Below are 19,047 nucleotides of genomic sequence, written 5' to 3' on the forward strand. Positions count from 1 at the left end.
TCCGTCGATAGGCTTCCGCTCATGCTCCCCAACACCCCCGCGCCGCTGCCGGTCGAGGTGATGACCCGCGGCCAGCTTGCGCGCCGGGAGCGCCTGACCCGGGCCGTGGTCGACCTGGTCGCCGAGAGCGGGCCGGACCACTTCCAGATGAAGGACGTCGCGGAACGGTCCGGCGTCGCGCTCGGCACGGCGTACCGCTACTTCGCGTCGAAGGACCACCTGCTCGCGGTCGCCATGTCGGAATGGCAGCGGCGGCTCACCGACCGGATGCTCGCCGAGTTCGACAAGCCGGGCTCCCGGGCCGCCGAGCCGCTGCCGGTCGTGGAGCGCATGCTCAACTACACGGCGCGGGAGATCCGCGGATTCCAGCGGCACGCGCACTTCGCCGAGCTGATGGTGCGGATCTACACGTCGACGGACCCGTTCGCCAGCGAGGCGATGCGGGACATCTCCCGCAACAACAGCGCGGTCATGGAGCGCCTGCTCGCCGACGTACCGGCGGGCCCGCGCGGCATCGCCCGCAACGCCATCGAGGCGGTGCTGATGCACGCGCTGACCACGTGGGTCACCGACCGCTGCACGATCGCCGAGGTCTTCGAACGGGTCCAGGCGACCGTGCGGTACGTGCTCTCGCCCGCGGCGGTCGCCTTCGACGGCGGCACGGACGACGACCGCGACGTGGTGTGGCGGACCGCGGCGGACTCGGCCGTATCCCCGGCCGACTCCGACTCCGACTCCGGCTCCGTCTCCGGCTCCGCGTCCGGCCCCGACGACGTGTCTCCGGCCGACCCGGACCTCGCCTGACGCGCGAGACAGAAAGCGCTATGACCGGTCCCGCTCCGCACGTCTGGCGCCCCGCCGGGGTGCGCTGGTCGCACGACGGCCCCGCGCTCACGTGGGCCGCGCCCGGCGGCGCCCCGCCGCGGGTCAGCCCGCTGCGGCTCGGCGGCACGCCGTCGTTCCGGGTCGGCGCCGACCGGCGCTGCCTCGGCGTCCGGCGCGGGCGGCGCCGTATCCCGTGCCCGGACGCGGCGGAGCTGCCGCCGTCGGCGCACGGCGGGCAGTGCCCGGCATGCCAGGCGCTGGACCGGTCGTCGTCGGTGGCCGCGGACACCGTGCCGGACGATCCGCAGCCGTACCGCGTCTACCTCGCGTACCACGGCGCCGAGACGATCAAGGTCGGCATCACCGCCGCCCGGCGCGGCATCGACCGGCTCCTCGAACAAGGCGCGCTCGGTTCGGTGTTCCTCGCCGAAGGCCCGCTGATGGCGGCACGCCGCGCGGAAAGCGTGCTGCGTACCGGGCTGGGCCTGCCCGAACGGGTGATGTCGCCCGCCAAACGGACCGCACGCCGGGCGCCCGCACCGGCGGACCGGCGGGCCGAGCGGTTGTCCGAGGTACGCCGGGCCGCACTCGCCTCCGCGGGGTGGCCGGAATCCCTGTCCTCCGCGGGCGAATTCCCGATCGTCGACCACGCACCCGCCTACGGCCTGCCGGACGGCGGCATTCACCCGTCCGCCGAGGTCGCCCCGCTCACCCCGGGCGCGGTCGTCGCCGGAACGATCAAGCACGTGATCGGATCCGACGTGTACCTTGCGACACCGCACGGCCTGGTGCTCCTCGACGGGCGGCTGCTGGAGGGCTGGGCGCTCGGCTCCGCCCCCGCGGAGGCGGTGATCGACGCCGCACTGCACCCGGTTGCCGTACCGGAAGAAGACACCGGGGAGCAGTTGTTCATGGACTGGGGCACGGCGGGGTAGTCGCACTCCGCCACTGTGGAGGGAGACCCTGTGAAGATCGCTGTCCTCGGCACCGGCGAGGTCGGCCGCCGACTCGCCGGCAAGCTCGTGGCCGTCGGGCACGAGGTCACCCTCGGCTCCCGCACCGCCGACAACCCGGCCGCCATCGAATGGGCGACCGCCACCGACGCGGCCCACGGCACGTTCGCGCAGGCCGCGGCGGGTGCCGAGATCGTCCTCAACGCCACCGGCGGCCTCGTCTCGCTCGCCGCGCTGCGGGCCGCGGGCGCGGAGAACCTGCGCGGCAAGGTGCTGATCGACGTGTCCAACCCGCTCGACTTCTCGGAGGGCTTCCCGCCGAAGGTCGTGCAGCCGGACGGGATCAGCGTGGCCGAGCAGATCCAGGCGGCGTTCCCGGAGGCGAAGGTCGTCAAGACCCTCAACACCATGGCCAACGAGGTGATGGTGGACCCCGGTCAGGTGCCGGGCCCCCACAACGTCTTCCTGAGCGGCGACGACGCCGACGCCAAGGCCCAGGTCGCCGGAATCCTGCGGTCGTTCGGCTGGGGCGACGACCAGGTCATGGACCTCGGCGACCTCTCCAGCGCCCGCGGCACCGAGTTGTTCCTGAGCCTGTGGCTGCGGCTCATGGGCGCCGCCGGCGCACGGGTGTTCAACGTGGGGGTGCTGAAGGGCTGACGGACCGGTCTCGCCGTCGCGGCTTCCCCGGCTTCCCCGGAAAAAGGTGTCCGCTGCGAGTAGATTGGCCGCCCATGACGGATTTCCTGCGCGCGAAGATCCTGTACGGCTTCGACCTGCTGGACGCCGACGGCGACGGGGCGCTGACCGAAGCCGACCATGTCGCGATGGGGCGGCGGATCGCCGCCGCCCTCGGCCATCCGGACGGGGGAAGCGAGGAACGCGCCATCGTCGACGCGTACTTGGGGATCTGGCGGGACGTGCACCTGCCCCAGGACGAGGACGGCGACGGGCGTATCGAGAGGGCGCAGTTCCTCGCTTCGACGCTGGCCCTGTCCGCGGACGCGGAGCTGGCGGGTGCGGCGCTGGGCGGTCTGGCCGAGACGTACTTCTCCATCGCCGACCGGGACGCCGACGGCTCCATCGACGCCGCGGAGTTCGCCGACTTCACCCGCGGCCACTGCCCGACCCTGTCCGACGCGTCCCTCGCCGAGGCCTTCGGCCGCCTGGACACCGACGGCGACGGGCGCCTCCCCCTCGACGAACTGCGCTCGGCACTCGTCGCCTACTTGGCGGGCAACGACCCGGACGCGCCCGGGAACTGGGTCTTCGGAGACCCGCGGCATCTGGGCTGAGCCTCGCACCCGACGCCGTGGGCGGCGCGGCTAGGCGATCACCGACTCCCCTTCTCCGTCCGGCACTTCGAAGCCTGTCGCGTAACGGTCGAACAAGGAGTCGTCGACGGTCACCGCGTTGGCGCCGTTCTCCCGGTTGCGAACGGCCAGGCGACGCCTCAGCGTTGCGTGATCCACCGGCAGGTACACCAGTTCCCACCGCGCGCCGCGACTCTCCACCAGAGCCTTGTAGTCGTCCCGCGCGGCCCGGCTCCAGAAGCTGTAATCCACCACGACATCGCGACCGGCCCGCAGCAACTCAACCAGCTCGACACGCTGTTCGGCCCGCACCTCGTCCTTGAGCGCGTCGAACTCCTCCGGCGCCAGCACCACCCCCGGGTCGCGGCCGCCGATGCGCCGCCACACGACCTCGTCGATCGACAGCCGGACGTAGCCGCGGCGTTCCAGCTCCAGCGCGTAGGTGGTCTTGCCGGAAGCGGGGAGACCGCACATGAGGACAACCGTGGGTGGGGCGTGCGTCATCGGGTCAGCCTAGGTGGCACGCTCGGAACGCAGCGAAGCCATTTGGCGAACGCATCCGCACACAAAGGCCTTTCGGGGCGTCTCGGATGTCCTCCGCTTGCGTCATTTGGACAGGAGGCGGTGTGGAACGCATGCGCTCGGCTAGCGTCTCGTCCGTTGAGAGCCGGACCGCCACCTGCCGCGGAGTGATCCCTTTGGCGACACTGACGAAGTATCAGCAGGACCCGACCGACATTGAGCCCAAAGCCACACTCCCGGCACGCGCGATCGCGGTCCTGGCCAACAAGGTCGGCATCAACACCACCGCGGAACGCGTCCAACAGCACGGCCTGTACAAGGCCGCACACGCCATCAAGGTCGGAGCGGACTTTTTCAAGCCCGCGGTCAAGGCGGCCCAGTACATCGCCGAAGGCGGCGCGGTCAGCCTCGGCATGGCGGTACCCGGCGCCAGCGACGTGGTCTTGAAGGCCGCCAAGATCGCAGCGACCGGATTCCTGGAGAACAGGGTCGCCAAGGCCGAGGCGCGCCAGGAACAGCGCGCTGCCATGGCTCAGGCGCCCAAGTCGCAGGAGCGCGCGCGGGGTACCTACATGCTTGTGCCCGACATGATCTGACCCGACGTCCCTGGCCGGTTACGGCATAGTGGGGCGGTCGGCGCCCGGCGTGACTCCTACCCGCGCCGGGCTTCGAGCGCGTCCAGGATCAGGTCCAGGCCGTAGCCGAACTCGGCGGTGTGGTCGTAGCCGGGGCGGAGCGCGTGGTCGGTGATCATCTCGGCGAGGTACGGGAATTCGTCGGCGGGCAGCGCGTCGAGGATGTCCCCGGCCACGGCCTCCACGTCGCCCGGATCGGCCACCGGCAGGCTCTTCTCCTGGAGGACGTAGCCGCCGATGTAGCTGTCGATGAGCGAGACGGCGTGCGCGGCCATCGGCAGCGTGAAGCCGGCCCGGCGGAGCACGCCGAGGACCGCGTCGTGGTGGCGGAGCGTGGCCGGGCCCGGGTTGCGCCGGGAGTCCATGAGCCCGAGCGCCCAACTGTGCCGGGACAGGACGGCGCGCGCGGAGAACGCCCGGGTGCGGAGGGCTTCCCGCCAGTCGCCGCGGCCCGCGTCGGGCAGTTCGACAGCCGCGAACACGACGTCGACAACCCCGTCGAGGATCGCGCCCTTGTTCGGCACGTGGTGGTACAGCGACATGGCCTCGACGCCCAGCTCCTGCGCGACTTTGCGCATGGTGATCGCCTCGACGCCGCCGCGGTCGGCGACCCGGACGGCGGCCTCCAGGACGCGGGCTTTCGTGAGGGGCTGCCGCGCGGCCGCGCGGGGTGCTGCCGGCATCGCGGCTCCTGATCGGTTGACAGGCTCGGGCCTACGAGTCAACCTTACATACGTAAGGCACCTTACGAGCGTAAGGAGACACCCATGCCGATGCCTCTGTGGTGGGGCCACATCAACAAGCGGCTGTTCAACCCCCGCGCGATCGCGGGCGGGAAGTGGCCGGTACTGACCCACGTGGGCCGCGGTTCCGGCACGACGTACCGCACTCCCCTCGACGCGCATCCGGTCGACGGCGGCTACCTGTTCGTCCTGGTCTACGGCTCGCGCTCGGACTGGGCCCGCAACGTCCTGGCCGCGGGCACGGCCCGCCTCCGCGTCGACGGGTCGGAGGTGGCGCTCACGGCCCCGCGCCTCGTGGACCGGGCCGAGGCCTTCCGGGCTCTCCCGCCGGAGGTCCGGCGGCCTCCGCGACTGCTGCGGATCACGGAGTTCCTGCGGATGGACACGACGGCCGGCTGACCGCCGACGAGTTGGGCGCTTCGGGGATCGACGAGACCCGCCGATGACGGCCGGCATGCCTCCGTGGTTCAATTTGAGCGAATGCTCAAAACCGTTGCCCGGCAAGCCCGAGGAGCGCTCCATGCCCGTTCCCGACAGCCGCCCCAGCCGCCACGCCGCCGTGTGGGCGGGCATCGCCTTCGGCCTCGCGACGATCCCCGTTCTGGTCATCGGGGGCGTCCTCGTGTACCTGGCAGGTCCTGCCACGGCAGCCCTCCTGTTCGGAGTCGCGTTCGGCCTGCTGGCGTGGCCCCTCCTCGCCCGGACGAACCGTGAACTCGTCGTCGCGGAGCTGGTCTCGGGAACGATCCTCGGCAGTGCGACCCTGGCCATGGGGATGTGCATACCGCTTGTCGGCGTGCTGATCCTCGTCCCGTTCCTCCCGGCCATCTGCGCCGCGGTCACGGCGACCCTGATCGCCGCCCGGACGCTGGTCCTGGAGAGAGACCCCGCGGTTCGCCGCCGCATGCCCGCCTGACCGCGGCCCTATCGTGGGGAATCGTCGGCCGTCGAGCGCTCCCCTGGAGGTGACCCCGTGCACCGCGTCCTCGTCAGCCGCTGCCTGCTCGGCGAGCGGGTGCGGTACGACGGACAGGCCACCGCGGCCTACCCGTTGCTCGCCGCCTGGGCCGCCGAGGGACGCGTCGTCCCGGTCTGCCCCGAAGTCGAAGGCGGCCTCCCGACACCCCGTCCGCGGGCGGAGATCCCCGGCGGCCAGGGCGCCGCGGTGCTGGACGGGCGCCTGCCGGTGGTCACGATCGACGGCGGCGACGTCACCGCGGCGTTCCTCTCCGGCGCCGAACGCTGCCTCGATCTGGTAGCCCGGCACGGCATCCACATCGCCGTGTTGAAAACCAAGAGCCCGTCCTGCGGCAACGACCACGCCTACGACGGCACCTTCACCGGCACGCTGCTCCCCGGCGAAGGCGTCGCCGCGGCAGCCCTGCGCCGAGCGGGCGTCCGGGTTTTCCACGAGGGTCAACTCGACGAAGCGGAAAGAGCTTTGGAGAGTCTGGAATCGAATTGAAGATCCCCACTGGGCTGTTGCCTTTGCAGGCTCACTCGTCACGGCCGCGGCCGCGGCCGCCGCGCCGCCCATGGCCGCGCGCCGCACAAAATAGCTTTCCACAAAGGCAATTGGCCATCGACGACTCGATGGGGCTTCGACCGCGCCAGAGAGAGGATCTTGGCAGCCCACCCGCCATACCGAAGGCAGGTCGATCGGTCAGCCCTGGCCACGTATCCGCGCGGGCGAGCCCGAGTCCGGTTCGTGCGCCGCGGGGGCGGCGCGCGCAACATGAACAGGGTCTGCCGGCCCCGGTCACGATGGCCGGGAGTTCACGCTGGCCAGGAGCGGTGAGGCGAGCGACGGGAACCTGCGGGCGGGTTTCGGCGGCCGGTCAGGCGGCGATTGGTCGGCGGGCGAGGATGACGGAGTCTTCGAGCCCGAGTTCCGAAAGCAACGCCGAGCGCCGCGTGGCTGGGGGCCACGCGGCGCTCGGTGGAGGTGAAACCGCGGGCAGGAAGGCGGGGCCTTCAAGCCCGGTGGGTGGGTCAGCCCTTGCCCAGGACGCCCGCCTCGCGGAGTTCGGCGATCTTGGCATCGTCGTAGCCCAGGAGGTCCTGGAGGACCTCGGCGCTGTGCTGGCCGATGGTCGGAGCCTTGAACGGGCGCGGGAGTTCCTCGCCGACGAAGTGGATCGGGGAGGAGAGCTGGTCGCTGCCCAGCTCTTCCTTCGGGAACCACTGGAAGCGGTGCTGGAACTGCGGGTCGTCCGCGATCGTCTTCGGGTCGTTGACCGGGGCGATCGGGGTGTTGGCCTCGTTGCCGAAGGCGAGCCACTCGGCGGAGGTGCGGGTGAGGAAGATCTGGCGGAGTTCCTCGCGGAGCTCGATGTTGCCCACCGCGTGGTCCGCGTAGGTGGAACCGGGCCACTTCTCGAACAGCTCGGGGCGGCCGACCGCTTCGCAGAAGTTCTTCCACAGCGACTGCTCGGACGCCATGAACAGCACGTACCCGTCCGAAGACTTGTACATCTGGTAGCGGACGCCCTCGGTCATGCCCGCGGTACCCGGCGCGCGGCGGACGTAGTTGTCCGTCTTGTTGCCGGTCACCTCGGACTCGGGACGCTCGTACGCCTTGTACGTCTCGCTGCGCAGCCAGTCCATCGCCGCCGCCGCATCCGACTGCGCGATGTCGATCTGGCCGCCGACACCCGTCGCGCGGGCGCGGATGATCGCGGCGAGCACGCCGAGCGCACCGAACAGCGGGCCGGCGTGGATGCCGATCGACGCGTGCTCCGGCGTGTACGGGTGGCCCTCTTCGGTGAACGCCGGCTTCACGACGCCCGCCCACGTGTCGTACGCCACACCGTGCGACGGCATGTCGCGGTACGGCCCGGTCGCCCCGTACCCGGAAATCGTGCAGAAGACGAGCTTGGGGTTGACCGCCTTCAGGTCCTCGTAGCCGATCCCGCGCTTGGCGAGACCGCCCGGACGCATGGCCTCGATGACCGCGTCGGCGTCCTTGACGAGTTCCTTGAACGTCTCGAGCGCCTCGGGCTTGCGAAGGTCGAGCACCAGCGACTTCTTGCCGCGGTTGATGTGGAGATGCATGAGGGAGACGCCCTCGATGATCGGCCACGTCATGTCGCGGATGTAGTCGCCGTTCGGCGGCTCGATCTTGATCACCTCGGCCCCGAGGTCGACCAGGGCCGAGGTGATCGCGGCGGGTCCGAGCATCGAGCATTCGATGATCCGGACTCCGGCCAGCGGCGCTGGCACCTGACTCATGGCGACCTCCAGGAGAATGTGACGGTGCGTCAGATACTAGCGATCGACGTCCGCAGGGGAACCCCCCAAACGCGCCGACCACCTGTGAGGCCCCTCTCCCCGGCGTCCGATTCGTGACCTTTCGGCCTGGTCGTGGACCAGCTGCGACGCCTCGGCGGCGTCCCGCAGGGGCGCGGTGACGTGCACCGGACCCGGCGTCGTGTCCAGGTGCACGGTCGCCAATCCGAGCAGGCGTTCGAACGGCCCCTGGGTCCGGCGGACGCTCTGCACCTTTGCGTGCGGGATCACATCCGTCTCCCGGTGCAGGATCCCCCGCCGCGCCACGAACACCCGGTCGTCCGCCCCGCAGGCCATCGCCCGCCACCGCACCGGGCTGTGCAGGCGAGCCCGGCGCGGCACCGGGGAGAGCGGCACCGCCTGCACGTCCACCCCCGGCAGGATCCGGCTCAGCACCCCCAGCGCGACCGGCAGCGGCGCCACCGGCAGCAGCGTCGACTCGTGGTTCTCGTGGTCGTCGTGCTTGCCGTAGCCCGCGATGTTGACCTCGACCCGCACCCACCCCTTCGCCCGCCACAGCAGCGGCTGCACGATCCGCACGGCCTGCACGCGCCCCGGCGGCACCGTCTGGTGCCGGTGCTCGATCAGGCCGTGCGCGAGCCGCAGCCCGTCCGGCGACTCGGACAGCGTGAAGTCGAAATACCGCAGCACCCGCCCGACGGAGAACTGCCACGCGGCGATGAACAGCGGCACGAAACCGAGCAGCAGCGGCTCGTTCCCGGTCCCCACGGCCATCCCCACCAGCAGCGCCGACGGCAGCAGGAACACCCACGTGCCGACCGACAGCAGCACCGACCCGATCAGCACCGGCATCGGCACCACGACCAGCGGCTGCTCGGGCGCCTCCCCCGCGTCCGGCCGCACCCCGGCGGCCCGGGCCAGCAATTCGGCGCGCAGCGCCTGCGCATCCGTCTCGCGCAGGTACGCCAGCGAGCCCTCCGCCGACTCCCCGCCGGCGACCTGCAGCTTCAGTTCGGCCAACCCGAGCAGCCGGGCGATGAAGGGCCGCACCACGTCGACCGCCTGAAGCCGCCCGAGATGCACGTGCCGGGTCCGCCGGAACAGCACCCCCGAGTCGATCCGCAGATCGTCCGCCTCGATGCGGTAGACGGTGAACACCCAGCTCAGCCAGCCCCACAGCAGCGCCGCCACGAACACCGCACCGGCGATCGCCAGGCCGATCCGGGTCTCCGGCGAGCGCGCCGCGTGCTGGCCCCAGATCGCCAAAACCACCGCCATCGCCTTCCACCCGCGCGCGACCGGGGTCAGCGGGTGCAGGCGGCGGGCGAGGCGGCTGCCGCCGTCGGCCGGTCCCTCCTCGGTTGCCACGCCGTCACAGCCCTGCCGACCGGGCCTCGCCCTTTTCGGCGAGGCGGTCCCGGAGCCGGGCGGCTTCCTCCGGCGGCAGTCCGCGGACCACCGCGTCGGTGGTCGCGGACGCGGTGTGCAGGGTGATGGTGGCGATGCCGAAGTGCCGCTCCACGGGGCCGGCGGTCACGTCGACGAACTGCATGCGGCCGTACGGCACCACCACGAGCCGCCGGAACAGGACGCCGTGTGCGATCAGCAGATCGTCGTCGCGCTCCGCATACCGCCACGACCGCTGGTTCCGGCGCAGCGCGACGAGCGTCCAGGCCAGCGCGACCGCGAGCGTCCCGGCGATGACCGCGCCGAGCCACGGCGCGACGAAGATCCCGGCGAGCACGCCGCCCGCGGCCGCCGCCGGGAGCACGACCGCCACGGCCAGGAACCGGCGCACCCGGTAGAGCTGCCCGGACACCGGGTGCCACTGCTGGTCGGGCGGGGCGAGGGCGTGATCCATGGGCCCAGCGTAGAAGCCGGGCGCGCGCCGGGGCCGCGGACGAACCGGGCGCCGCCCGGCGGCTGGCAAAATCGGCGGTATGACGGAGACCACCGTGGGCGTCGGGATCGGCGCGGACCAGCTCGACACCACCGACATGGTGCTCAACATCGGTCCGCAGCACCCCTCCACACACGGGGTCCTGCGGCTGAGACTCGTGCTGGACGGCGAACGGATCGTCAGCGCGGAGCCGATCGTCGGCTACATGCACCGCGGCGCCGAAAAACTGTTCGAGGTGCGGGACTACCGGCAGATCCTGGTGCTGGCGAACCGGCACGACTGGCTGTCCGCGTTCTCCAACGAACTCGGCGTCGTCCTGGCCGTCGAACGCATGCTCGGCATGGAGGTGCCCGAGCGCGCGGTGTGGGCGCGCACGCTGCTGGCCGAGCTGAACCGGGTGCTCAACCATCTGATGTTCCTCGGCTCGTACCCGCTCGAACTCGGCGCGATCACCCCGATCTTCCACGCGTTCCGGGAGCGCGAGGAGATCCAGACGGTGATGGAGGAGATCTCCGGCGGCCGCATGCACTTCATGTTCAACCGGGTCGGCGGGCTGAAGGAGGACCTGCCCGCGGGCTGGCTCGGCCGGACCCGCACCGCGGTCGCCGACGTCCGATCGCGCATGCCGGTGCTGCACGACCTCGTGCACGGCAACGAGATCTTCCGGGCCCGGACGCGCGGTGTCGGCGTACTGACCCCCGAACAGGTGCACGCCTATGGGGTGAGCGGGCCGATCGCGCGCGCCTCCGGTGTGGACTTCGACCTGCGGCGCGACGAGCCGTACCTCGCGTACGGCGACCTCGCCGACGTCCTGCGGGTGGTGACGCGCACCGAAGGCGACTGCCTGGCCCGCTTCACGTGCCTCCTCGACCAGGTCGACGTGTCACTGGACCTCGCCGACGCGTGCCTCGACCGGCTCGAAGCCCTGCCGCCGGGACCGATCAACCTGCGGCTGCCGAAGGTGCTGAAAGCCCCCGAGGGGCACACCTACGCATGGACGGAGAACCCGCTCGGCATCAACGGCTACTACCTGGTGTCGCGCGGTGAGAAGACGCCGTGGCGGCTGAAGCTGCGGTCGGCGTCGTACAACAACATCCAGGTGCTGGCCGAAGTGCTGCCGGGCTGCCTGGTCGCCGACATGGTGGCGGTCCTCGGGTCGATGTTCTTCGTGGTCGGCGACATCGACAAGTAGGCGGCGGGGCGCCGCGCGCGACCGGAAACGCCGCCGCCTCCGCGGATTCCCGGCGACGGGAGCCCGCGGAGGCGGTTCGGTGCGGTGCGGTGCGGTACAGCCGAGGGTCAGGCCTGCTTGCGGTCGTCGACGATCTTCGGCAGCTGCTCGGTGTCGTCGTGCGCGGTGAGGTCGACCGGCAGCGCACGCCCGGTCCGCGGCTCGTGGGTGAGCAGCGGACGGATCGCGGCGGCCCGCCCGGCGATCAGCTCGCGCGGCGTGCGGGTGGCACGCGGCGGGACGGGCGCCTGCGGCGCGGCTTCGGCTTCGGCTTCGGCTTCGGGCACCGCGTCTTCCACCGCCGGGTCCTCCGCCACCGGACGCCCGAAGAAGTCGAACCGGCCCGCGGCCGCCTCGGCCTCCGCCATCCGCCGGTTCGTCTCCCGCACGGTGTCCGCGACGTCGCGGACCACGCGGGCGACGGCTTCGTCGGCGGGCAGCGCGGCCACGGCCGGTTCGAGCGACTCGACCCCGAGGTCGAGCACGGGTCCGCCTTCGGCGGGCTCGGCCGCCGGCACGAAGGCTTCGACCGCGGCGGCGGGCCGCAGCACGAGTTCGGCGGCGGGGTCGAGGGCGGGGGAAGTCGCGGTGGCAGCCGACGGGCCCGCGATCGGCTCGGCGGCAGCGGGAACCGCCGTGTCGACCGCACCATCCGACGCAGCATCGGCCTCCGGACGCGGCTCCGGCACACGCGCCGTACCGAGAGGCGCAACCTCCGCGGGCGCGGCGTGCCGAGGAGTGCGGCGATCGACGGCGGTAGGGGCCGAGGGCGGCGGGGCAGACGACGACGCCTCCGGTGCCGCATGCCGACGCGCGGGCGCGGGCAGCGCCACGGCGGCCGCCGGAGCAGCCGGAGCAGCAACGGCCTGGGCCGGAGCCGTGCCCTGCACCGGTCCGAATACCGAAGCCGCGTACGCCGGAACCAGCCCGGACACCGCGATCGGCGGGCGTCGCACGCCGGGGACCTGCGACGCTGCCGATTCCACGGCTGCGGCATCGCCGGGCTGCGTGTTCGGCTCCGCGCGGTCGGCGGGCGGCGGGGTCGCCGCGGTCGCGTCACCGCTCACGGGCTGCGGGGCATCGAGCCGGGGCAGCTGTCCGTCGGCCAACGAATAGGGGCTTGCCGCGGCATTGTTCGCGAGGGCGGCCTGCGCGGCGGTCGCGGCACTCGCGGCCGCCACCCGCCCGCCGGCCGACGAAGGCACCTGCGCCACACGGGCGGTCGCCGCGTCCGACACCGGAACGCCGGGCGAGGCACTCGGCGCGGCAGTGTCGTCCGCCGTGCGGTCCACGGCGGTGTTCGAGCGGCCGGCAACGGCCCCCCGCGTCGGGGAGCCCGTCGAAGCGGCACCGGGCGCTGCCTGGCTTTCGTTGCCCGGCCCCGCAGTCGCACCACCGGCAGAGCCGGCCGTAGGCACCACACCCGGAGCACCCACAGCCGGTACCCCGGAGGCAATCGCCCACGGGGTAGCCGACGGCCGCCGGACCGGAGTCCGGTCGACTGCCGAAGTGCCGGTTCGGGCAACGCTCTCCGGCGTCGCAAGGGGCCCCGCAGGCCCGGCGGTGTTCCCGGACCGACCGGACGGAGCCGCGGGCCGAGCCACGTCGGTCCCCGCACCACCCACCCGAGCGGCCGTCGCCGCGGCGGCACCCGCATCCGCACCCGGCAGGCTCTGCGCTCCCTCGGACGCCCGCGCACCCGCCTGCGGCATCAGACCCGTACCCACCCGCGGCACAACCCCCGTGCCCCGCACACCCGCAGCCGACGGAGCCCCGGGGCCCTTGCGGGCAACCCCGCCGCCCGCCGCAGGCGAACCGTCCGCCGTGGCCGCCCCGACGCCGATACCCGGCGCCTCGGCCTCGTACAGATTCCCCCGGTTCCGCTCCGCCGCCGCCCGCTCCAGGTTCGCCAGCGCCGCCGCGCCCTGCGCGAACAGGGGGGCGCTGAGCCGGACCGGCCGCGGCGGGAGGGACTTCTCCAGGTTCGCGATGCGGTTGAGCATCCCCCGCTCGCGCTCGCGCGCGGTGGCGAGTTCCCGCTCCCGGGCGGCCAGCTTCAGCAGGGTCTCCTCGCGGCCCGCGCGCGCCTCGTCGGCGCTCTGCGCGAGGTGTTCGCGTTCGCCGCTGCGGACCGCCAAGTCCTTGCCGTACCCGCGGCGGCTCTGCCGCAGCAGGACGACGACGCCCGCCGTCGACACCACGGCGCACAGCACGCCGACGCGAAGCACCGTCGTGCTCCCGCCTATTGCCATCAGCAGCAAGGCGATCAGCGCGGGCGAAAGTGCCCCGGTGAGCACGGATATGCGCAGCAGGGCGGAGGACTGGCGGTGACGTCCACGAGGCATGGGAATGACGTTAGCGTGCACGAATGTTCCAACGTGCGGCGGCACACCGATTCCTGATGATCTATCGACATCAAGACAGCAAAGATCCCTCGACGTGCCGACCAAGCACCAGATCCAGCCGCACGCCAGGCAAACGACGTCCGGGCCTCAAATCAGCCCATGTGCCTTCAAATAGTCGTGGACAACCGTGGCCGGGCGCCGCCGCTGCTGGTCGACCTTCCTGTTCAGCGCCGCCAAGTCCGCGGTGGTGAGCACCGGTCCGAGCCGGTCGACGATCGGCAGCACGCGGTCGGCGTCGCCTTGGTAGGCGACCGGCACGATGTTGTCCGCGTTCTGCAGCTTCTTGTCGTCGGCCAGGATGACCAGCCCGTACCGGTCCAGCGTCGCGTCGGTCGTCGTCACCAGCACCATCTGGTCGCGCCCTTGCTGGACGGCCTGCTTCGCCACGGCCGTCCCCACGCCCAACGGATCGACGCCGGACACCTTGATGCCGTACGTCTGCTCCAACCCCGGCGCGCAGAACGGCCGCACCTTGCACTCCTCCCCCGCCGCGATCCGCACCTCGACGCCGGACGCGCCGAGGTCGGACAGCGTGCGCAGGTTGTGCTCCGCCGCGAACTCCCGCGTCACCGCGAACGCGTTCTGGTCGACGGCCGGCGTCGGCGTCCCCGGCCGCAGGTTCTGCTCCGCGGCCAGGCGGGTGAGCGCCGCCATCGTGGTGTCCAGGTCGGGCGAGGCGACAGGCGGCGCGTCCGGGCCGTTCTCCTGGAGGTTGAGGAACTCGGCGAGCGTGGCCGCATAGTCCGGGGCCAGCGCGACGTCGCCGTCGGACAGCGCCGGTTCCAGCAGTTCCCGGTTCATCACCGTCTTGACGTGTGCGTCGACGCCGTTGGCGACCAGCATCTGGCGGTACATCTCGGCGAGGATCCGGCTCTCCGTGAACCCCTGCGACCCGATGGTCAGCCCGCCGCCCTCGCCGCCGCAGCCCGACAGTCCGGAGCCGAGCACGAGAACGGCAGCCAGCACCATCGCCCACCGCCGCATGCCCGCCCCTCAGTTCCGCCGCGGCGTACGCGCCACAGCCCATTGCACCAGCGTGAACGCGCCCTCGACCAGCAGCGCCAGCACCGCGACCAGGAACGCCCCGGCCACCACCTGTCCCTGGTCCTGCAGTTGGAATCCGGCGGTGACGATCCGACCGAGCCCGCCGCCCGCGACCAGCGCGGCCAGCGTCGCCGTCGCCACCACCTGCACCGCCGAGGTCCGCATGCCGGTCACCACCAGCGGCAGCGCCAGCGGCAGTTCGACGCGCCGCAGCGTCTGGAACCCGGTCATGCCCATGCCCGCGGACGCCTCCACCAGATCGCGGTCCACCCCGCGCATCCCCACATACGCGTTGGTCAGCATCGGCGGAATGGCGAACAGCACGAGTGCGACCACCGTCGACACCGTCCCCATCCCCAGCCGGCTGAGCCCGAGCAGCGCCAGCACCGCGAACGTCGGCACGGCACGCCCGATGTTGGAAATGTTCACCGCCAGCGCGCCGCCCTTGCCGATGTGCCCGAGCCACAGCGCCACCGGCAGCGCGATTACGGCGGCGATCGCCACCGCTCCCGCGGTCAGCGCCACGTGCTCGCCGAGGCGCTGCCAGACCCCACCTTCCCCCGACCAGTTCGCGCCGTCGGTGAGCCAGTCCCATGCCTGGTCGAACACGCTCATCCGGCAGCCCCCGCTCGCGGGGCGCCGGTCCTCACACCGCCGCCTTCGGCCGCGCCCCGAGGTCGTCCGCCGCCGTGTCCGCCGCGGGACCCGGCATGGGTAGCCGGCGCCGGCGGCGCCGTCCCGGCGTCCGCGTCCACGGCGTCAGCAGCCGCTGCACCAGCAGCAGCACCAGGTCGAACACGACCGCCAGCAGCACGCACAGCACCGACGCGGTCAGCACCTGCGCCTTGAACAGCGTGTCGATACCGGACTGGATCAGGTTGCCCAGCCCGCCCGACCCGACCACCGCGCCGACCGTCGCCAGCGCAACCGTCGACACCGTCGCCACCCGGAGCCCGGCCATGATCGCCGGCAGCGCGAGCGGCAGTTCCACCGCGACCAGCAGCCGCAGCGGCCCGTACCCCATGCCGCCCGCCGCCTCGACCGCGTCGGCGGGCACCGCGCGCAGCCCGGCCAGCGTGTTGCCGACCAGGATCGTCAGCGAATACAGCGTCAGACCGATGACCACCGTCGACCGGTCCAAGCCGGTGAACGGCTGCAGGATCGCGAACATCGCCAGCGACGGGATCGTGTAGAGCACCGTCGTCGTACCGATCACCGGCAGCCCGGTCTTCGGAAAACGGCGCACCAGCAGCGCCAGCGGGAAGGCGATCAGCATCCCGAACCCGACGGACACCACCGTCAGGAAGACGTGCTGGCGCAGCGCGGTGGCGATGTCCGGCCAGTACTCCCGGACGTATTCGCCGCAAATCCACGCATTCTCTTCCAGGCAGTCACCCGATGCCGTCAGCACGCGGCGCGGGTACCCGGCAGTGTGCGCGGGCAATCCCCGGGGTATCCGGGCCCGCATGACGAACCCCGACGCGGCTCCCGGCGCGCATCCCGGCCGGGAGACCCCGGCCATGATCCGCCTCGAACACGTCGGCAAGCGCTACCCGGACGGCACGCACGCCGTCGACGATCTGTCGCTCGACGTCGCCGCGGGCGAGCTGGTCACCCTCGTCGGCCCGTCCGGCTGCGGCAAAACCACCACGATGAAGATGGTCAACCGGCTCATCGAACCCACCTCGGGCCGCATCCACATCAACGGCCGCGACATCACCCGCACCGACCCGGTCAAGCTCCGCCGCACCATCGGCTACGTCATCCAGTCCGGCGGCCTGCTCCCGCACCGCACCGTCCTCGACAACACCACCACCGTGCCGACGCTGCTGCGCTGGGACCGCGGCAAAGCCCGCGCCCGGGCCCGCGACCTGCTCGACCTGGTCGGCCTCGACCCGGACACCTACGGCAAGCGCTACCCGCACCAGCTCTCCGGCGGCCAGCGCCAGCGCGTCGGCGTCGCCCGCGCACTCGCCGCCGACCCGCCCGTGCTGCTCATGGACGAACCGTTCGGCGCCGTCGACCCCGTGGTCCGCGACCGGCTCCAGACCGAATTCCTGCGCCTGCAGGCCGAGCTGCGCAAGACGGTGCTGCTGGTCACCCACGACATCGACGAAGCGGTCCGGATGGGCGACCGCATCGCGGTCTTCGCCCAGGGCGGCCACATCGAGCAGTACGACACCCCGCTCGCCGTCCTCGGCACCCCCGCCAACGACTACGTCGCCGACTTCGTCGGCGCCGACCGCGGCCTCAAACGCCTCGCCGTCACCCCGGTCACTCCCGACGACGTCGAACAACCGCCCGTCGTCCGTCTCGACGACCGCCTCGCCGACGCCCGCGCCCGGCTCCGCGCCGCGGACGCCCGCTGGGCCGTCGTCCTCGACGAAGCGGGCGCCCTGCACGGCTGGTACGACGACCGAAACGGCACGGGCGGCATCCGCTTGGACGGCCGGGTCCGCGACCGGGCCCGCCGCATGGACGCCTGGGTCCCGGTCGGCAGTTCCCTCAAAGCCGCCTTCGGCCAGATGCTCCAGTACGACGCCGGCTGGGTCGCCGTCCTCGACGGCGACCGCTTCCTCGGCGTCCTCACCCCGGCCCGGCTCCACGAAGCCCTGCGCCGGTCGGTCGGCGCCGAGGAAACCGGCATCGCCCCGGAGGACGTCGTGCTGGAAACCGTCGACAACGCTCCGGGCCGGTGACCCGCCGCACCACGACCGGGGACCGCAATACCCGGCACCCCGGACAGCAGGCACAACAGACGCGGGCACAGCGGGCTCAGCGCGCCGCCGACCCCTCGCGTCGGTCCGGCTTGTCCGGATCCTCCGGCACCCGGCACACCCGCTCCAGGAAGAGCGCGGCCAGCACCAGCAGCACCGCCGCACCCACCGAGAACCCGCAGCGCGCCGCCTGCGTCCGCCGCACCTCGTTGTCCAGGTGCAGCCACAGATACAGTCCGTACCCGCCGTACAGGCCCGCGATCAGCGCGGCCACCAGCGACGACGCCTTCGCGAACACCACCGCCCGCGCCGCCGTCAGCGGATCCACCGGCTTCGCATCCACCCGGTGCTCGCGCTGCGCCTTGAACCGGGCCCGCAGCGCCAACCCGGTGGCCAACGCCGCCACGGCCAGCGTCAGCAGCACGAACGGCGCCAGCACCGGCACCCCGGGCGGCGTGCCCCGGGTCAGCCACAGATCGATGCCGCCGTACGACAATGCCCCGGTCGCCACGGCGATGCCGAGGAGCACAGCGGGACGCGTCGGCTTCACTCCGGCAGCCTCAGCTCCAGGTCGTCCCGGCGCTCGACGCCGGACAGGTCCAGTTTCGCCAGCAGGTCGGCGACCCGACCGCGGCCCGGCAGCTCCGCCGCGGGATCCGCGTCATGCCACGGTGCCAGCACGAACGCCCGCTCGAACGCGCGCGGGTGCGGCAGCGTCAGCTGCGGGTCGTCCGACTGCGTGTCGCCGTACGTGATGATGTCCACGTCCAGCGTGCGCGGCCCCCAGTGCTCGGTGCGCACCCGCTGGAACGCCTCCTCGACCGCGTTCGCACGGTCGAGGAGCATCTCGGGAGGCAGGAAGGTGTCGACCAGGATGACCGCGTTGAAGTAGTCCGGCTGGTCCTCGGGGCCGCCCACCGCCGCGGTCACGTACAGCGGCGAGACGACGTTCACCCGGATCCCGGGGGTGTCGGCAAGCGCGTCGATCGCGCCCTGCAGGTTGTCTCTGCGGTTCCCCAGGTTGCTGCCCAGCGCAAGTACCGCGCGGTGCGGGCCGCTCAGGGCCTGCATCCGCATCAAAGTATCGGTCCCCAGATCCGTCACACACGACTCCGAACAATCGTCACGGTCACATCGTCGAACGGCACGGTGATCGGGGCGTCGGGCTTGTGGACGACGACCTCGACCTCCTCGACCTGCTTGTGTGCCAGGCACGCGTCGGCAATCCGCTGGGCCAGCGTCTCGATCAGGTTCACCGGGTCCCCCTGCACGACCGCGACGACCTCCTCGGCGATGACGCCGTAATGCGCCGTCTGCTCCAGGTCGTCGCCCGCCGCGGCCGGGCGCGTGTCGATGCCGAGGACCACGTCCACGATGAACGTCTGGCCTTCCTCGCGCTCGTGGTCGAACACCCCGTGGTGCCCCCGGGCCTTCAGACCCCGCAACGCGACGCGGTCCAGCATCAGAAAGCCCTCCTCGATCGCCTAAGTGCCCTACGAATGTACCCAGG

At 72.1% G+C, this 19,047-nt stretch carries 22 protein-coding genes; 10 read left to right on the forward strand and 12 right to left on the reverse strand.

What is annotated here, in order from left to right; translation table 11 throughout:
• Positions 1 to 21: 21 nt before the first annotated feature.
• The 4 genes from ABEA93_RS25265 to ABEA93_RS25280 all read left to right on the forward strand — a co-directional run bounded on the left by ABEA93_RS25265 (position 22) and on the right by ABEA93_RS25280 (position 3,073).
• Positions 22 to 804, forward strand: coding sequence for a TetR/AcrR family transcriptional regulator (locus tag ABEA93_RS25265; protein WP_345678054.1), 783 nt, complete (start codon positions 22 to 24; stop codon positions 802 to 804).
• Between the two features lie 20 nt (positions 805 to 824).
• The gene (locus tag ABEA93_RS25270; RefSeq protein ID WP_345678055.1) at positions 825 to 1,760 is read left to right on the forward strand and encodes a DUF2797 domain-containing protein; all 936 of its coding nucleotides are present in this window, start codon (positions 825 to 827) and stop codon (positions 1,758 to 1,760) included.
• Between the two features lie 30 nt (positions 1,761 to 1,790).
• Positions 1,791 to 2,438, forward strand: coding sequence for an NADPH-dependent F420 reductase (locus ABEA93_RS25275; RefSeq protein WP_345678056.1), 648 nt, complete (start codon positions 1,791 to 1,793; stop codon positions 2,436 to 2,438).
• Between the two features lie 74 nt (positions 2,439 to 2,512).
• Entirely contained in the window at positions 2,513 to 3,073 is a 561-nt protein-coding gene (locus tag ABEA93_RS25280) for an EF-hand domain-containing protein (protein WP_345678057.1), read from the forward strand.
• Positions 3,074 to 3,103: 30 nt separating this feature from the next.
• Here the strand turns inward: ABEA93_RS25280 and ABEA93_RS25285 are convergent, their stop codons facing one another.
• Positions 3,104 to 3,595, reverse strand: a complete 492-nt coding sequence (locus ABEA93_RS25285) for a P-loop nucleotide/nucleoside kinase family protein (protein ID WP_345678058.1) — start codon at positions 3,593 to 3,595, stop codon at positions 3,104 to 3,106.
• Positions 3,596 to 3,717: 122 nt separating this feature from the next.
• Between ABEA93_RS25285 and ABEA93_RS25290 the strand changes: the two genes are divergently transcribed.
• Positions 3,718 to 4,209, forward strand: a complete 492-nt coding sequence (locus ABEA93_RS25290; RefSeq protein ID WP_345678059.1) for a hypothetical protein — start codon at positions 3,718 to 3,720, stop codon at positions 4,207 to 4,209.
• 56 nt (positions 4,210 to 4,265) lie between these two features.
• Here the strand turns inward: ABEA93_RS25290 and ABEA93_RS25295 are convergent, their stop codons facing one another.
• Positions 4,266 to 4,931 (reverse strand): TetR/AcrR family transcriptional regulator, encoded by a 666-nt coding sequence (locus ABEA93_RS25295; RefSeq protein WP_345678060.1) that lies wholly within the window; start codon positions 4,929 to 4,931, stop codon positions 4,266 to 4,268.
• A gap of 84 nt (positions 4,932 to 5,015) precedes the next feature.
• Here ABEA93_RS25295 and ABEA93_RS25300 point away from each other — a divergent pair, with 84 nt between their 5' ends.
• From ABEA93_RS25300 to ABEA93_RS25310, 3 genes are all read left to right on the forward strand, one after another.
• Positions 5,016 to 5,390, forward strand: coding sequence for a nitroreductase family deazaflavin-dependent oxidoreductase (locus ABEA93_RS25300; RefSeq protein WP_345678061.1), 375 nt, complete (start codon positions 5,016 to 5,018; stop codon positions 5,388 to 5,390).
• 121 nt (positions 5,391 to 5,511) lie between these two features.
• The gene (locus ABEA93_RS25305; RefSeq protein ID WP_345678062.1) at positions 5,512 to 5,907 is read left to right on the forward strand and encodes a hypothetical protein; all 396 of its coding nucleotides are present in this window, start codon (positions 5,512 to 5,514) and stop codon (positions 5,905 to 5,907) included.
• Positions 5,908 to 5,964: 57 nt separating this feature from the next.
• Complete coding sequence (locus ABEA93_RS25310) at positions 5,965 to 6,456, forward strand: 2-thiouracil desulfurase family protein (protein ID WP_345678064.1); 492 nt, start codon at positions 5,965 to 5,967, stop codon at positions 6,454 to 6,456.
• A gap of 527 nt (positions 6,457 to 6,983) precedes the next feature.
• Here ABEA93_RS25310 and ABEA93_RS25315 read toward each other — a convergent pair.
• Genes ABEA93_RS25315 through ABEA93_RS25325 form a run of 3 tightly spaced genes read right to left on the reverse strand, consistent with a single transcriptional unit; the run spans position 6,984 to position 10,101 of the window.
• Positions 6,984 to 8,222: a CaiB/BaiF CoA transferase family protein gene (locus ABEA93_RS25315; RefSeq protein ID WP_345678065.1), complete on the reverse strand. Its 1,239-nt coding sequence runs from the start codon at positions 8,220 to 8,222 to the stop codon at positions 6,984 to 6,986.
• A gap of 36 nt (positions 8,223 to 8,258) precedes the next feature.
• Positions 8,259 to 9,608 (reverse strand): PH domain-containing protein, encoded by a 1,350-nt coding sequence (locus ABEA93_RS25320; RefSeq protein WP_345678066.1) that lies wholly within the window; start codon positions 9,606 to 9,608, stop codon positions 8,259 to 8,261.
• 4 nt (positions 9,609 to 9,612) lie between these two features.
• Positions 9,613 to 10,101 (reverse strand): PH domain-containing protein, encoded by a 489-nt coding sequence (locus tag ABEA93_RS25325; protein WP_345678067.1) that lies wholly within the window; start codon positions 10,099 to 10,101, stop codon positions 9,613 to 9,615.
• Positions 10,102 to 10,180: 79 nt separating this feature from the next.
• Here ABEA93_RS25325 and ABEA93_RS25330 point away from each other — a divergent pair, with 79 nt between their 5' ends.
• Entirely contained in the window at positions 10,181 to 11,332 is a 1,152-nt protein-coding gene (locus ABEA93_RS25330) for an NADH-quinone oxidoreductase subunit D (protein ID WP_345678069.1), read from the forward strand.
• Between the two features lie 107 nt (positions 11,333 to 11,439).
• On the opposite strand, the gene ABEA93_RS25335 is transcribed toward ABEA93_RS25330, so the two are convergent.
• The 4 genes from ABEA93_RS25335 to ABEA93_RS25350 form a co-directional block, all read right to left on the reverse strand.
• The gene (locus ABEA93_RS25335) at positions 11,440 to 13,716 is read right to left on the reverse strand and encodes a hypothetical protein (RefSeq protein ID WP_345678070.1); all 2,277 of its coding nucleotides are present in this window, start codon (positions 13,714 to 13,716) and stop codon (positions 11,440 to 11,442) included.
• 147 nt (positions 13,717 to 13,863) lie between these two features.
• Positions 13,864 to 14,760: an ABC transporter substrate-binding protein gene (locus ABEA93_RS25340; protein WP_345678071.1), complete on the reverse strand. Its 897-nt coding sequence runs from the start codon at positions 14,758 to 14,760 to the stop codon at positions 13,864 to 13,866.
• Between the two features lie 9 nt (positions 14,761 to 14,769).
• Positions 14,770 to 15,435: an ABC transporter permease gene (locus ABEA93_RS25345; RefSeq protein WP_345678072.1), complete on the reverse strand. Its 666-nt coding sequence runs from the start codon at positions 15,433 to 15,435 to the stop codon at positions 14,770 to 14,772.
• A 31-nt stretch (positions 15,436 to 15,466) separates the two neighbouring features.
• The gene (locus tag ABEA93_RS25350) at positions 15,467 to 16,231 is read right to left on the reverse strand and encodes an ABC transporter permease (protein WP_345678073.1); all 765 of its coding nucleotides are present in this window, start codon (positions 16,229 to 16,231) and stop codon (positions 15,467 to 15,469) included.
• Between the two features lie 109 nt (positions 16,232 to 16,340).
• Between ABEA93_RS25350 and ABEA93_RS25355 the strand changes: the two genes are divergently transcribed.
• Positions 16,341 to 17,519, forward strand: a complete 1,179-nt coding sequence (locus tag ABEA93_RS25355) for an ABC transporter ATP-binding protein (RefSeq protein WP_345678168.1) — start codon at positions 16,341 to 16,343, stop codon at positions 17,517 to 17,519.
• A gap of 76 nt (positions 17,520 to 17,595) precedes the next feature.
• Here the strand turns inward: ABEA93_RS25355 and ABEA93_RS25360 are convergent, their stop codons facing one another.
• Genes ABEA93_RS25360 through folB form a run of 3 tightly spaced genes read right to left on the reverse strand, consistent with a single transcriptional unit; the run spans position 17,596 to position 18,997 of the window.
• A complete protein-coding gene (locus ABEA93_RS25360; RefSeq protein WP_345678075.1) occupies positions 17,596 to 18,087 on the reverse strand; it encodes a DUF3180 domain-containing protein in 492 nt (163 codons plus the stop codon).
• On the reverse strand, positions 18,084 to 18,614 hold the full coding sequence (gene folK, locus ABEA93_RS25365; RefSeq protein ID WP_345678169.1) for a 2-amino-4-hydroxy-6-hydroxymethyldihydropteridine diphosphokinase: 531 nt from the start codon (positions 18,612 to 18,614) through the stop codon (positions 18,084 to 18,086). Before folK ends, ABEA93_RS25360 begins: the two co-directional genes overlap by 4 nt.
• 23 nt (positions 18,615 to 18,637) lie before the next feature.
• Positions 18,638 to 18,997 (reverse strand): dihydroneopterin aldolase, encoded by a 360-nt coding sequence (folB, locus tag ABEA93_RS25370; protein WP_345678170.1) that lies wholly within the window; start codon positions 18,995 to 18,997, stop codon positions 18,638 to 18,640.
• Between the last annotated feature and the right edge of the window lie 50 nt (positions 18,998 to 19,047).

The organism is Yinghuangia aomiensis (genome assembly GCF_039542225.1).
GTDB classification, from domain to species: domain Bacteria; phylum Actinomycetota; class Actinomycetes; order Streptomycetales; family Streptomycetaceae; genus Yinghuangia; species Yinghuangia aomiensis.

Coding starts and splice junctions, on each gene's coding strand:
- ABEA93_RS25265 (WP_345678054.1), top strand. CDS start 22: ATGCTCCCCAACACCCCCGCGCCGCTGCCGGTCGAGGTGATGACCCGC.
- ABEA93_RS25270 (WP_345678055.1), top strand. CDS start 825: ATGACCGGTCCCGCTCCGCACGTCTGGCGCCCCGCCGGGGTGCGCTGG.
- ABEA93_RS25280 (WP_345678057.1), top strand. CDS start 2,513: ATGACGGATTTCCTGCGCGCGAAGATCCTGTACGGCTTCGACCTGCTG.
- ABEA93_RS25285 (WP_345678058.1), bottom strand. CDS start 3,595: ATGACGCACGCCCCACCCACGGTTGTCCTCATGTGCGGTCTCCCCGCT.
- ABEA93_RS25295 (WP_345678060.1), bottom strand. CDS start 4,931: ATGCCGGCAGCACCCCGCGCGGCCGCGCGGCAGCCCCTCACGAAAGCC.
- ABEA93_RS25300 (WP_345678061.1), top strand. CDS start 5,016: ATGCCGATGCCTCTGTGGTGGGGCCACATCAACAAGCGGCTGTTCAAC.
- ABEA93_RS25305 (WP_345678062.1), top strand. CDS start 5,512: ATGCCCGTTCCCGACAGCCGCCCCAGCCGCCACGCCGCCGTGTGGGCG.
- ABEA93_RS25315 (WP_345678065.1), bottom strand. CDS start 8,222: ATGAGTCAGGTGCCAGCGCCGCTGGCCGGAGTCCGGATCATCGAATGC.
- ABEA93_RS25325 (WP_345678067.1), bottom strand. CDS start 10,101: ATGGATCACGCCCTCGCCCCGCCCGACCAGCAGTGGCACCCGGTGTCC.
- ABEA93_RS25330 (WP_345678069.1), top strand. CDS start 10,181: ATGACGGAGACCACCGTGGGCGTCGGGATCGGCGCGGACCAGCTCGAC.
- ABEA93_RS25335 (WP_345678070.1), bottom strand. CDS start 13,716: ATGCCTCGTGGACGTCACCGCCAGTCCTCCGCCCTGCTGCGCATATCC.
- ABEA93_RS25340 (WP_345678071.1), bottom strand. CDS start 14,760: ATGCGGCGGTGGGCGATGGTGCTGGCTGCCGTTCTCGTGCTCGGCTCC.
- ABEA93_RS25345 (WP_345678072.1), bottom strand. CDS start 15,435: ATGAGCGTGTTCGACCAGGCATGGGACTGGCTCACCGACGGCGCGAAC.
- ABEA93_RS25355 (WP_345678168.1), top strand. CDS start 16,341: ATGATCCGCCTCGAACACGTCGGCAAGCGCTACCCGGACGGCACGCAC.
- folK (WP_345678169.1), bottom strand. CDS start 18,614: ATGCGGATGCAGGCCCTGAGCGGCCCGCACCGCGCGGTACTTGCGCTG.